Raw genomic sequence first — 12,360 nt, 5'->3', positions numbered from 1 at the left:
GTCAGGTCCAATGCTGTTTTTTTAACGTGGAGAGCGGCCGTAACCTAATGAACTATAGAAAGAAGAGCAGGGTGATAAATCCACAGACGAGCACCAGAGATAACGTGATTTCAAATGAGTAACGACGTGGCATCATCTGATATCCCATGAAAGACAGACCCGGCCGATATTAATACCGTGGCGGGTTTTGATATTAGCTGAAACGGTTATCGGATCGGCGCGGCGATCGGAACCTCATCATGGGATGAGGCTATTGTCCGTCACCGCGCAATGACGCCAATGATCTATCAAGCAGCCGGCGTGGTCGTTGCTGGTTTGGCCGTTTTCGCTTTCTTCGCTGCTTTTTTAGCCGCTTGCGCCTTTTGTTCGGCGGGTTTGGCCTTCTTCACATGCTTTTTCGTCGCCTGCGCCTGCTGTTCTGTCGCCTTGGCTTTTTTCACATGTTTTTTATGCGCGGCTTTAGCCGGCGCGGAGGTGGTCGACGTCGCCGTAGCTTGAGCGGGAACGCTGGATTCGGTGCCGGCGGCAAAGGCGACAGAGGACAGACCCAGAGCAGCACCCGCGATCATAACCAATACTTTATTCATTATCATTTCCTCATTACTCGTTCAGGTTTCGTGACCCGAATCCGGGTCGGTGAAGAGAGAATAGAGAGAAATTAAATTCGCTTCCGTAAGTGATTGGTTTCGGCTTGTAACCGAATGTACAACCGCCGGTTGAGCGGAGAGGCGCGGATTATGCATACCAGAAGGGTTCCGACCGCCGGGCGTGCGCGGCGGTCGGTATCCGGCTGAGATTATTGCACTTCGACCAGGCGAAGCAGGATGGCGGATTCAGGATCGAGGATGGGCAAGGCGATACCGGCTTTTCCCAGCCAGTCGCCGCTCAAGGTCATCGGCTGCTTCAGCCAGGCCGGATATGTTTTCATGGTGTTATTCCGGTCCTTGTGCATACTCTCGGGCATATCCAACACCTCAAGACGGTATTGCGCCTGCGATTTCAGTCCGGGGATTTGCAAACTGCCGCACAAGGCATATTCCGGCAGGGCGAGCTGGCTGATCAGTACGACCGCCTGTCGCTGATCCTGCGCGACGACCGCATTGATCAGGGTGCTTTTATCGGCATGATCGATACGCAGTTGAACGCCGCTATGCAACAGGGAACGTAACTGCTTATGCAAGGCGATATAGCGGGCGAAAGCCTGCTGTTCCGACTGCGGTTCAGTGACCGGGTCAAGTTCAACGCCCATATGCCCGAACAATGCGGTCAAACCGCGGAAATTGATGCTGTGTCGCCGGGACGTGGTGTGACAGGGGCTGCCGCCGATATGCGCGCCCATCACTTCGAGCGGGAAAAAGTAACTCATTCCGCGCTGGATTTGCAGCCGATCGAGCGCATCATTACTGTCCGACGGCCAGAAGCGATGGCAACGCTGCAATATTTCATAATCGACCCGACCGCCGCCGGACGCGCAGGATTCAAACTCCACGTCCGGGAAGCGGCTATTGAGTTGATCAAATAACCGGTACAACTGTTCGGTTTGCCGTACCTGCGAAGGATGGCCTAAATGTCCGGGCTGCACCACTTCACGGTTGAAGTCCCACTTGACGTAATCTATGCGGTGTTCGCTCAATAGCCAGTCCAGACGAGCCAGCAGATAGTCGTAAACCTGTGGATTGGACAGATCGAGCAACATTTGGTTGCGCCCGACCAACATCGGATAACCCTCCAGCTTCAATACCCAGTCCGGGTGAGCGCGGAACAGATCGGAGTCTTCATTGATCATTTCCGGCTCCACCCAGATGCCGAATTCCATGCCGTGCGCTCTGACCGCATCAATCACCGGTTGCAGCCCGTGAGGATATTTTTCCGCGTCGATGTACCAGTCGCCCAGCGAGCTGAGATCGTTATTGCGGCCTTTAAACCAACCGTCATCGATGATGAAGCGTTCAATACCGATTTTGGCGGCGTTCTCCACCATGCGAATGATGTAATCCGGGTCGTGCTTAAAGTAGATCCCTTCCCAGGTATTCAAATGAACGGGGCGGGGCTTATTCGCCAGCGACGGCACAATCCGGCGGCGAACATATTGGTGAAAATGCCGGCTCATGCCGTTCAGGCCATCGGCGGAATAGGCGGCATATACCCAGGGCGTGCTGACGCTTTGATCGGTTTCCAGCGTAATTTCACCGGAAAAATAGAGCGCCTCCGCCTGTACCTGACGACGGCCGTCGCTTTTGCTGTCGGCGCGCAAACGATGGTTGCCGCTCCAGGCCAGATGCAGCCCCCAGACTTCGCCTTGCTGTTCGCTGAACCCGCTTTTGCCCACGACAAGCCCCGGAAAGTATTCGTGCGAGGTTCTGCCGCGGCGGTTTTCCTGAATATAACCGCCGTGCTCCAGCTTAAGCGAATGGCGCTGGAACTCTTTAATCCAGCGGCCGTTAAACGCCATGATTTCATTGGCGCGCGCCGGCAACGGCAGCGTAACGGCCAGACGGTCGACGCGATACGGCCCGGGACGAATATTGGTCAACGTATTGCGGGTTTTCAACACGCCGCTATCCGCACAAAGCTGTAATTCGCTGACCAGCCGCAAACCGGCGATCGCATCCTCGCTGATAATCGTCAGCCCGTTATCGGTAATCGAATGGCTCAGCGTGGTGAAAACCGGCGACCAGTCTTTACCGTTACGGTTGCCTTCCATCCCCGGCGAGCTGAATAGCCCGCGCCCGGTTTCAGGACAAATCGTCAATGGCGCGTCGTTATCCAAACGGCTGTTAGGCACCGGACGGGTTAAGGCTTCTATCATCTCCGGTCGATAATTTTCCAGATGTTTGCCCCAATAGATAATTTCCACATACGGATGGCAGCGTAAAATAACATCTGAATCATGACTGGATAACCTGACAATATTATTCATAACAGCTCCAAAGAAAATTAACGCATTTGTCAGCGGCGGACGCTGGTTTTTTCGTCATAGAGATGGATGTGTTAAAAACGGGATTTATCCGCCGTCTGAACCATCTGCTTATCACTTTTGCAATAAGAACGAATAGTTTCAACGACGCCATGCCCGGAAAGCGTAAAGGCTGAAATCACGGTAAACGCCAACACAATGCAGCCCAGAACCAGATAGGTATCCTGGAAGCCCATATGGTCGTACATACGACCGGCAAAAACGGACATGAAAATCATTGATAACTGCTTGCTGAAGCAGAAACCGATTAAATAAACCGTCGCGGAAAAGCGGACTTCAAATACCTGGGTAATATATTTAAAAGAGCCGACCAACAGGAACGGCACTTCAAACATATGCAATATTTTCAGAATGACGACTTCGACGGCGGAGGTGGCGAACGCCGAGCCGATAATGCGTATCGACATAATGGCGCCGGCGAGCAATAGCGCGTTTTTACTGCCGATGCGAGAAATGATGACCGGCGCGAAAAACATGACGGTCGCATTCAGTAATTCACCGCCGGTCGTGACAAAACCGAATATTTCAGTACCTTGCTGCTTGGTGGCGAAGAAGGAGGTGAAAAAGTTGGCGAACTGCTGATCGAACACATCGTAAATGCAGGGTACGCCCACGATATAGAGAATGAAGAACCATAATGCCGGTTTTTTCAGCAGCTCAACGGCATTTTTCAAATTGAATGCGGGTTTATTGGCGCCCAGTTGATCGACGACATAGGCCGTCGACTGCTCATCGGGGCGGGATAAAAACAGCAATACGGCCAGCACCAGCGCACAGCCGGAAGCCATCCAGAAGATCAGTTCATTATTGACGGTATAGAGCATCCCCACAACGGTGGCGCACAATGCCCAGCCGATGCAGCCGAACATGCGGGTACGGCCGTATTCAAAATGACTGTGCCGGCTGACCTTTTCGATATAGGCCTCGATCGCGTGAGAACCGCCGGTGAACACAAATCCCAGGTAGCAGCCGCCAATCAACGCGCCAATAAAAATATTGTATTTTAACAACGGGCTGAAAACATAAATAAAGAAAGGCGCGAACAGGATCAGCAACCCGACGATGATCCACATCAGGTTTTTTCTCAGGCCGAGCTTGTCCGACAATGGCCCCATAATGGGTTGGAAAGCCAGAGCGAATAAGGAAATACTGCCGAAGACAATCCCGGTGTCGGTCTTGCTTAAATTATTAATATCATGCAGCCATATGGGAAAAAACGGATAGTAGGAGGCCATGATAAAAAAATAGAAGAAGAAAAAGAGCCCGAACAACCAGAAATTGCGGTTCCCCCGATAGGATTTTTCTTCGCTTACTTCGTTCATAAACACCTCATGATGTAGCTGGTCGCGCAAGGGTAAGAAGGCCGGCGCTTTCATCGTGGCGAAATGTGCGCGGCATTGGTCATTCTAAGTACGATTTCGCCGTTTATGCGCATGTCGCCGTTGGCAACGTTCGGCATTAAACATACATCCGAAACGTTTAGATTTTGAATCTAAACGTTTCGGATCTGTGATGAGCTTAAAAAATTTGGCTGTTTTGTTATTTTGGGCGACCGGGGTCAGTGCGGAAAATGCTAGAATTGGCCGCAGTCGGGCTTCTGGCGGCAAGAGAAAGGGCGGCGCCGGTCGCAGACGCGGTAACCTATTGAGCTTATTTATATTGAATGGTATATCAAGAGCGTTTTCCTTCCCTTAAACATCGGATGCCGGGTTGAATATGTCATTAAAAAAGATCGCCAGCGAACTGGGAATTTCCTCTACCACGGTCAGCCGCGCACTGAATGGTTATGATGACGTCGCGCCCGCGACGCGGGAACGGATCGTGGAAGCCGCCAAACGTTTAGGCTATCAGCCCAACCTGACGGCCCGGCGGCTGAAAATGGGGAAAACCGATGCGGTGGCGCTGGCGTATCCGTCCCGCCCGCGGGTGCTGAACAATTCGACCTTTCTGGAAATGATTGGCTGGATCAGCATCGAACTGGCGAAATTCGGTATCGATTTGCTGCTTATTCCTGACGAACCCAACGAAACGCACCAGTCATTGACTCGTCTGGTGCAAACCCGACGGGTAGACGCGCTGTTGGTTGCCCACACCAGGCCTGACGATCACCGGCTGAAGTATCTCCAGGCGCAAAATTTTCCTTTTCTGGCGCTCGGGCGCAGCAATTTATCCCAACCTTATGCCTGGTTTGATTTCGACAACTACGCCGGTTCCGTCATGGCCGTAGAGCGGCTGGTTGAATTGGGACACCAACGCATCGCCTTTTTAAGCACCAACGCCCAGCTCGCCTATGTGGAGCAACGCCTGCAAGGCTATTCGGATACGCTGGCCCGTTGTTTATTGCCGCAACCGGAGAATTACATCCAGAAGGCCGAGCCTAATCGGCCCGGCGGTTACTACGCCACTCAGCGGCTGTTGGCGCTGGATGAGCCGCCGACGGCCATCATCACCGACTGCAATATGCTGGGTGAAGGCGCGGCCAGCGCGCTACAGCAAGTCGGCCGGTTGGGCAAGCAGGGCGTATCCCTGATCGTTTATGACGGTCTGCCGGATGATAACCTGATCGACGTCGCGATAACGCCGATTATTCAAAACACCCGTACCAACGTGGGTAAACAGATCGCCGCCATGATCCGGCGCCTGCTGGACGGCGCCGATCCGCAGCAGGTTCAGGTTCTATGGCAGCCGGAACTGGGGCGGGGCGATACCGATTGTCCGCCTGTCTGAGCCGTCAGCTATGCGCCGCAGTCTGCGGCGCGGCGGCATGTTTGATCGGCCAGGAAAAGCAAAATCCGGCGCCGCCCAGCGAGCTATTATCCACGCTGATGGTGCCTTCGTGCGCCCGGACGATGGCGTGAACAATAGCCAGACCGAGTCCGCAACCGCCGCTGCTGTTTTCAATTCCCGCTTCCAGCCGGACGAAAGGCTCAAAGATTTGTTCCCGCCGCGCCGGGTCGATGCCCGGCCCGTCGTCCTCAACGTAAAGACTGGCGGTATGGTGGCCGTCCGACAGCAGACTGATGTGCAGGCGGGTGCGGCAGAAACGTAATCCGTTGTTGACGAGGTTATTCAACACGCGCTCCATCAAACGCAGGTCGAGATAGCCGAAATTCGTCCGATTGGGGATAGCCAGCGTGATGCGTTTATCGGGATGGATAAGCCGGAAGTCATCGACTTTGGTTTGTAACCAGCCGGGGAGGTCGATTTCGCTGAGGTGCAGCGTCACCTGCGGCCGGTCTAATCGGGCATAGGTCAGCAGTTCGTCGATCAGCGCTTCAAGCTGGCCGATATCCCGATTTAATGCCTGCTGTTCTTCTTCGGTTAAATTTTCACTGATGGCGAGCCGATAGCGTAAACGCACCAGCGGCGTACGTAATTCGTGAGCGATGTTATCGATAAGCTGCTTTTTACTGGCGATCAGTTGATTCAGGTTATCCGCCATCAGATTAAATGCGATACCGAGACGAAACAGGCTGGAGGTATCGTCAAAATGGATACGCTCTTCAAGATGCCCATCGCCGAAGCGCTGCGCCGCATTTTCCAGTTGCAGCATCGCCTTCCAGTGAGGCCGCATCCACAAGAACACCGGCAGCGCCAGCGACAAACCAATCAGCATGACCAGCAACAGATCCAGCAGGCGCATTTCATGCAGAAAAAACAGATAGGGGATCGGCCCGACCGCCAGCACATAATGGCTGCGGGGAATGCGTTGAATAAACGTATATTCATTGTCGAGCGCGACGATCTCGCCCTGATTCAGCCGCTGTTGCGCGCCGGGACTCAACGCATATTTATTCAATGGTTCGATTTGCAATTGAAACGACAGGTTTAAATCCAACTGGCTGATGGTCTTGTGCCAATCGCGCGGCGGGATGGTGCGCAGTTCATTGCGGATCAGATAGAGCGAGCTTTTCATCAGATCGTCCATGGACTGTCTTCCGGCGCGTTCAGCGGTGACTTTGTAGACCAGCCCGACCAGCAGCGTCATGACCACAAAACAGGCGAACAACAGCAAAAAAAACTGGATAAACAGTTTTTTCATGACGCCACGCTTTCCCAGGTATGGGGCGCGAACAGATAGCCCTTGTTGCGCACGGTCTTGATACGGAACGGCTCCGTCGGATTGTCGTAGAGCTTTTTACGCAGGCGGGAAACCGCGACATCGATGCTGCGATCCATGCCATCGTAGCTGACGCCGCGAAGATTTCTCAGCAGCGCATCGCGATCCATGATATTTCCGGCATGGGTCGCCAGTTGCCAGAGTAGGTCGAAATCAGCGGTTGATAACGCGATGTTTTCCTCCCCCAGCGTCACTTCACGGTTAACGGGGTCGATGCATAGCAGACCAAAGTGCAAAGGTTTGTGAACCTGCAACGGCGCGGCGACTGGCTCTATCCCCGCCTGCGGCGCATTGCCGTACTGGCGGAAATGCAGACGCAGGCGAGCGAGCAGAACCGCGGGCGGGGTGGTTTTCAGAATATAATCATCGGCGCCCATTTCCAGCGCCAGAATATGATTCATATCGCTATCCAGCGAGGTCAGCAGGACGATCGGGCCGCGGTATTGCGGACGCAATTCACGGCAGATCGTCATGCCGTCCTTGCCCGGCAGCATGATATCCAGCAGCACCAGGTCGGGCCGCTGCTGTTCGATAAACGCCAGCGCCCGATCGCCGCGCGCTTCGACCCTGACCTCAATATCATGCTTGCCGAGATAAGCGGCGATCAGCTTACCGACTTCTGCATCGTCTTCTATAAAAACAATTTTATACATGGCGCCCGTGTTCCCCAAAACCGCTGCGGCTAGCATAGATCGATGACCTGGCAAGCTCCAGCCATGAAGCGTAAACGGGTGTTAACTGCCTGGCGATTAATGCATCAACGCAGCGCGCGGCCGCCATCCAATCCCAGGGTCTGGCCGGTGATATAACGGCTGGACATCAGGTAATCCACCAGTCGGACCACTTCCTCTTCGCCCGGCGCGATTTTCATCAGCGATTTATCCAGCGCCTGCCGTCGATATTGCTCATTATCATGCTCATGAAACATGATCAGCGCGGGCGCGATCGCATTAACTTTCACTTCCGGCGCCAGCTTGCGGGCAAAAGAACGGGTCATATTGTCCAGCGCCGCTTTACTCGCGGCATACGCGATATGCTTATCGCTGCCTTTTGCCGCCACATAGTCGGTGAGATGAATGATATCGGCGCCGGCGACACCCTGACCGCGCAGGCAGGACTCCAGTAACTGGTTGAGCAGGTAGGGCGTGTAAACGTGGATTTGCAACATTTCCGCCAGCGTCTTTTCCGGTGGTATCGCCGAACTTTCCGCCTGCCAACTACTGGCGTTGTGGATAATCCCCCGCAGTTGCGGCGCCAGCGCTTTCACCTGTTCGGCAAAGGCGTAAATTTGCTCTGTTGTGGAAAAATCGGCCGGCAAACAGACGGCGCCCAGTTGCGTTAATTCCTCAAGCTCGGGATACGGCGTACGCCAGCTGACGATCACCGGAATGTTTTTCGCCAGAAATGAACGCGTCAGCGCCAGTCCGATGCGCCTGATGCCGCCGGTAATCAATACGGGAGCGGAAGAAAAAGTTGCCACAATCAATACTCCAAACTGACTGGTAAAATCGCACTAAACCATGCCACTATACTGGAATAAACGGTTTCGCATGCTAAGGTTTTATCGCAAAACCGTGCGCGGCAAAGAGGAGATAGGGGATGGCGAAGTATCACCCCGACGAGCCGGCATATTTCAACGAAAGAATATGCATCGACTATACAGATTATCTGGCAGCATTGTGTAAGAAGCACTGGCGTTTTATTGACGCCATCTACGGCGTTTGGCCGTTTTTCGGCATGGTGACCAAGACACCGTTATCCCGGCAAAAAGTATCCTTCAAAGATCGTCTTAAAATGCTTGCCATGCAAGTTCTCTCCACGCAGGTCAGCGATGAGATAAATATCGCCAGACTGATCGAGCTGGCGCGGCAGCAAGGCCTACAGACATTTGATATTCAACTGCCTTATCCGTTGACGAATGAGCAATTGGGCGTCATTGATGAGGAGTGTCATGATTCGCTGGCATTGACCCAGCAGGATGAGTGTTTGTCCGTGCGGATTGTGACGGAGCCTAACGCGCTGGTGAAATAAACCGGCACGCCTGTCAGAGGCGTGCCTTTTATGCTGCTAACCTCGCCGGTAGCGTCTCACTTACCTATTTCGGCGCGTTCAACGCCTTCGTTTCCCCAACGGCGTCCAACGCCTGAGCCAGAGAGCCGTAAAAACTGAGGCGGCCGTCAATCGGATGAACATTGGCGCGCGCCAGCGTTTTCAGTGGTTGAAATGGAATATCGGTGATAATCAGATGTTTTCCTTCCGGCAACGCGTCGCTGAAACGCAGCAGGGCATTTAACCCACCGGCATCCAGCACCGGGACGGCATCCCACTGGAGGATGATCGTTTGGTAATCCTGACAACGATTCATTAAGTCGCTGAAGATACGCTCGGCCGCGGCAAAGAACAGCGGGCCGTTGACGCGCAGCACCAGTTGATCGGGTGACTGGGTACCCGGCAGTTCGCTCAGCCTGGTCATTTGCGCAATGCGGCGCATAAACAGCAGCGACGCCAGTACAATCCCGATGGTGATGGCGACGACCATATCAAACAGCACGGTCAGCGACATGCAGAGCATCATCACGATAATATCGTCTTTCGGCGCATGGCGCAGCAGATCGACCACCTTGTGCGCTTCGCTCATATTCCAGGCGACCATCAGCAACAATGACGCCATGGCCGCCAGCGGCAGGTAGGACAGCCAGGGGGCCAGAACCAGCAGCGCCAGCAATACCAGCAGGGAGTGGACGATGGCCGAAACCGGCGATGTCGCGCCCGCGCGCACGTTCGCCGCGGAACGCGCGATAGCGGCGGTGGCCGTAATCCCGCCAAAGAACGGGGCGATGATATTACCGAAACCCTGACCAATCAGTTCGGCATTGGAGTTGTGTTTCTTACCCGTCATGCCATCCAGCACCACGGCGCACAACAGGGACTCAATCGCCCCCAGCACCGCCATCGAAAAGGCCACCGGCAGCAGGGCGGAAATGCTTTGCCAGCTCAGTTCCATCGCCTGACCGCCCGGCGCGGTCACATTCCAGGGCAGCACCAATTGCGGCAGAATCGGCGGGATCCCTTGCCCCTGCGTGCCGTCGGCCAGCAGGTAGCTGAAACGGGAACCAATGGTGGCGACATGAACGCCGAATAACGACAGGATGCCCATGACGGCGACGCCCGCCAATAATGCGGGCAAATGCCCCGGCAAACGAATCCCCAATTTGGGCCAGCCAATCAGCACCGCCAGCGTGACGATGCCGATCAGCGTATCGCCGATGTGCAATGTGGGCATTGACTGCGCCAACGCAACCACTTTGCCGACATAGTGCTCGGGCACCACTTCCATATGCAGACCGAAAAAATCTTTAATCTGCATCGTCCCGATGGTAATGGCGATCCCGGAAGTAAAGCCCAGCGTCACCGACAGGGGAATGTATTCGATCAAGCGCCCGAAGCGGCATATTCCCATCAGCAACAGGAAGACCCCGGAGAGCAGGCTGGCGATCAGCAATCCGGAAAGCCCGTATTGTTGGGAAACCGGATAGAGGATCACGACAAAAGCGGCCGTCGGCCCGGAGACGCTATAGCGGGAACCACCGCTGATCGCAATGATAATCCCGGCGATTGCCGCGGTATACAAGCCGTATTGAGGAGGGACGCCGCTGGCTATCGCCAGCGCCATGGCTAAAGGAATAGCGATGATACCAACCGTAATGCCGGCAATAATATCTTGGGTGAAGCGTTGTAATGTATATTTTTCGCGCCAGCACGCGTCAATAAGCGCGCTGAACGGTTTGATGCCGTTAATTCCATGCGTTTTCATCTAAGGAAGAACCACGTAAAAAAAGAAAAACAAAATGGCGGGCCGGCTGGGTCCGTCGTAGATAGATAAGCACTATATACGATACGCCTGATGTTCCTGGAAAATCCAGATATACATCAAGAGATGCTTGTTATGATGGCCGGCAATGCAAAAATGCAATGCCGGCAAAAAAGAAGGGGTTAAAGCATGATGGTCATCAGGTAGGCGGCGAATAACGCCAGATGCGCGCTGCCGCTCAAGACGTTGGTTCTGCCGGTTGAAAACGTAATATGGCACAGCACCAATACCGCCAGCATTACGACGATATGCGGTAAATCCAGTCCGAAATTCAACGTGCGGCCGGTCAGCATGGCGATAACGGTGACGGTAGGCACCGTCAATGAAATGGTCGCCAACACAGAACCGAAGAACAGATTCATGGCGCGCTGTACCTGATTTTTCAGCACGGCGCGGATAGCGCCCAGTCCTTCAGGCGACAGGATCAACAGAGCGACCAGGAAACCGGTGAACTGGGCCGGCGCATTCATCTCCGTCAGCAGGGCTTCCAGCGGTTGAGAATCCATTTTGGTTACGCTGATAACGGCGATCAGGTGAATCAATAACCACGCCGTATGCCATAACGAACTGTGTCCGGACGGCTTACCATGATGCGGATCGTCGGCGTCGCCTTCATCTTCATGTTCGTAAACAAACAGACTTTGGTGGGTCCGGGTTTGAATCAGCAGAAACACGCCGTACATCGCGGCGGAAATCAGCGCCACAATCAGCGATTGAGCGACGCTGAAGTTCCCCTCGGGCAAGGCGCTGGGGAAAACCAGCACAATCACCGCCAACGGGAAAATGGCCATCAGATACTGTTTGATGCCGCTCAGGTTAACGTACTGCGTTGCAAATTTGCGTCCGCCCAGCAGCAGCGCGAAACCAACCAGACCGCCGGTGACAATTACAATAATCGAGTAGAGCGTATCCCGCATGAGATCGGGACCGGCATCGCCGGTCGCCATTAAGGCCGAAATCAGGCTAACCTCAAGAATGACCACCGACAGGCTGAGGATCAATGACCCATAGGGTTCACCCAGGCGGTGGGCGAGCACATCGGCATGACGAACAACGCTAAAGGCGCTGAACAGAATACCGGCCAGAGCCAGCATGTTGATACCCAGAATAGAGAGGAAATCTTGCGTGTCCCCCCACAGGAACAAAACGATCAATGCGACGATCGGCAGAATAAGTGAATATTCCTGATGGCGGGTTTTGACAACCTCAGAGTGAGACTTCATTACGGGGGTTCTCCTTATCCAGCGGAATTATGCGCTATGGCGAAAACAAAATGTCATCAAAAATTTATTTTTAGCTATCAGGTTACAGAAAAGTAGTCATATCGTAAAAAGAAGGTATAGATTAACAGATTCTGCGGCTTCTCGCGGTTTTTTTACGGATTTTTACGCT

Annotated in this window: 10 protein-coding genes and 1 pseudogene; 2 read left to right on the top strand and 9 right to left on the bottom strand. The window is 53.9% G+C overall.

The window, feature by feature from the left end; all coding sequences use genetic code 11:
- Positions 1-52: 52 nt before the first annotated feature.
- The 4 genes and pseudogenes from ABRZ28_RS24280 to ABRZ28_RS07090 form a co-directional block, all read right to left on the bottom strand.
- Positions 53-133, bottom strand: a complete 81-nt coding sequence (locus tag ABRZ28_RS24280) for a hypothetical protein (protein ID WP_502880284.1) — start codon at positions 131-133, stop codon at positions 53-55.
- A 160-nt stretch (positions 134-293) separates the two neighbouring features.
- Positions 294-587: pseudogene (asr, locus tag ABRZ28_RS07100) on the bottom strand (acid resistance repetitive basic protein Asr); the annotation flags it as partial.
- Positions 588-796: 209 nt separating this feature from the next.
- Positions 797-2,920: an alpha-galactosidase gene (locus ABRZ28_RS07095; RefSeq protein WP_319602358.1), complete on the bottom strand. Its 2,124-nt coding sequence runs from the start codon at positions 2,918-2,920 to the stop codon at positions 797-799.
- 71 nt (positions 2,921-2,991) lie between these two features.
- Positions 2,992-4,299 carry an MFS transporter gene (locus ABRZ28_RS07090; RefSeq protein WP_319602359.1) on the bottom strand — a complete coding sequence of 436 codons (1,308 nt, stop codon included), beginning with the start codon at positions 4,297-4,299 and terminating at the stop codon, positions 2,992-2,994.
- 394 nt (positions 4,300-4,693) lie between these two features.
- On the opposite strand from ABRZ28_RS07090, the gene ABRZ28_RS07085 reads away from it, so the two are divergent.
- Entirely contained in the window at positions 4,694-5,704 is a 1,011-nt protein-coding gene (locus ABRZ28_RS07085) for a LacI family DNA-binding transcriptional regulator (protein WP_319602360.1), read from the top strand.
- 4 nt (positions 5,705-5,708) lie between these two features.
- On the opposite strand, the gene rstB is transcribed toward ABRZ28_RS07085, so the two are convergent.
- From rstB to folM, 3 genes are all read right to left on the bottom strand, one after another.
- Positions 5,709-7,019, bottom strand: coding sequence for a two-component system sensor histidine kinase RstB (rstB, locus tag ABRZ28_RS07080; RefSeq protein ID WP_330519849.1), 1,311 nt, complete (start codon positions 7,017-7,019; stop codon positions 5,709-5,711).
- Positions 7,016-7,750: a two-component system response regulator RstA gene (gene rstA / locus ABRZ28_RS07075; RefSeq protein ID WP_330519848.1), complete on the bottom strand. Its 735-nt coding sequence runs from the start codon at positions 7,748-7,750 to the stop codon at positions 7,016-7,018. The genes rstB and rstA overlap by 4 nt, the downstream gene beginning before the upstream one ends.
- Positions 7,751-7,854: 104 nt before the next feature.
- Complete coding sequence (gene folM / locus ABRZ28_RS07070; protein WP_319602363.1) at positions 7,855-8,577, bottom strand: dihydromonapterin reductase; 723 nt, start codon at positions 8,575-8,577, stop codon at positions 7,855-7,857.
- 119 nt (positions 8,578-8,696) lie between these two features.
- On the opposite strand from folM, the gene ABRZ28_RS07065 reads away from it, so the two are divergent.
- Positions 8,697-9,128 (top strand): hypothetical protein, encoded by a 432-nt coding sequence (locus tag ABRZ28_RS07065; protein ID WP_319602364.1) that lies wholly within the window; start codon positions 8,697-8,699, stop codon positions 9,126-9,128.
- Between the two features lie 64 nt (positions 9,129-9,192).
- Here ABRZ28_RS07065 and dauA read toward each other — a convergent pair whose 3' ends face one another.
- Both dauA and chaA read right to left on the bottom strand, forming a co-directional pair.
- Positions 9,193-10,911 (bottom strand): C4-dicarboxylic acid transporter DauA, encoded by a 1,719-nt coding sequence (gene dauA, locus ABRZ28_RS07060; protein ID WP_319602365.1) that lies wholly within the window; start codon positions 10,909-10,911, stop codon positions 9,193-9,195.
- A 179-nt stretch (positions 10,912-11,090) separates the two neighbouring features.
- Positions 11,091-12,191, bottom strand: a complete 1,101-nt coding sequence (gene chaA / locus ABRZ28_RS07055) for a sodium-potassium/proton antiporter ChaA (protein ID WP_319602366.1) — start codon at positions 12,189-12,191, stop codon at positions 11,091-11,093.
- Positions 12,192-12,360 lie beyond the last annotated feature (169 nt).

Origin of the sequence: Brenneria sp. g21c3 (assembly GCF_040240345.1) — a bacterium.
Classification (GTDB): domain Bacteria; phylum Pseudomonadota; class Gammaproteobacteria; order Enterobacterales; family Enterobacteriaceae; genus Brenneria.
The sequence above is the reverse complement of the archived record's forward strand: the minus strand, read 5'-3'. Positions and strand labels throughout refer to the sequence as shown.

Bases quoted from the DNA above. Each gene is read 5' to 3' on its own strand.
- ABRZ28_RS24280 (WP_502880284.1), bottom strand. From the start codon at position 133: ATGCCACGTCGTTACTCATTTGAAATCACGTTATCTCTGGTGCTCGTC.
- ABRZ28_RS07095 (WP_319602358.1), bottom strand. From the start codon at position 2,920: ATGAATAATATTGTCAGGTTATCCAGTCATGATTCAGATGTTATTTTA.
- ABRZ28_RS07090 (WP_319602359.1), bottom strand. From the start codon at position 4,299: ATGAACGAAGTAAGCGAAGAAAAATCCTATCGGGGGAACCGCAATTTC.
- ABRZ28_RS07085 (WP_319602360.1), top strand. From the start codon at position 4,694: ATGTCATTAAAAAAGATCGCCAGCGAACTGGGAATTTCCTCTACCACG.
- rstB (WP_330519849.1), bottom strand. From the start codon at position 7,019: ATGAAAAAACTGTTTATCCAGTTTTTTTTGCTGTTGTTCGCCTGTTTT.
- rstA (WP_330519848.1), bottom strand. From the start codon at position 7,750: ATGTATAAAATTGTTTTTATAGAAGACGATGCAGAAGTCGGTAAGCTG.
- ABRZ28_RS07065 (WP_319602364.1), top strand. From the start codon at position 8,697: ATGGCGAAGTATCACCCCGACGAGCCGGCATATTTCAACGAAAGAATA.
- dauA (WP_319602365.1), bottom strand. From the start codon at position 10,911: ATGAAAACGCATGGAATTAACGGCATCAAACCGTTCAGCGCGCTTATT.
- chaA (WP_319602366.1), bottom strand. From the start codon at position 12,191: ATGAAGTCTCACTCTGAGGTTGTCAAAACCCGCCATCAGGAATATTCA.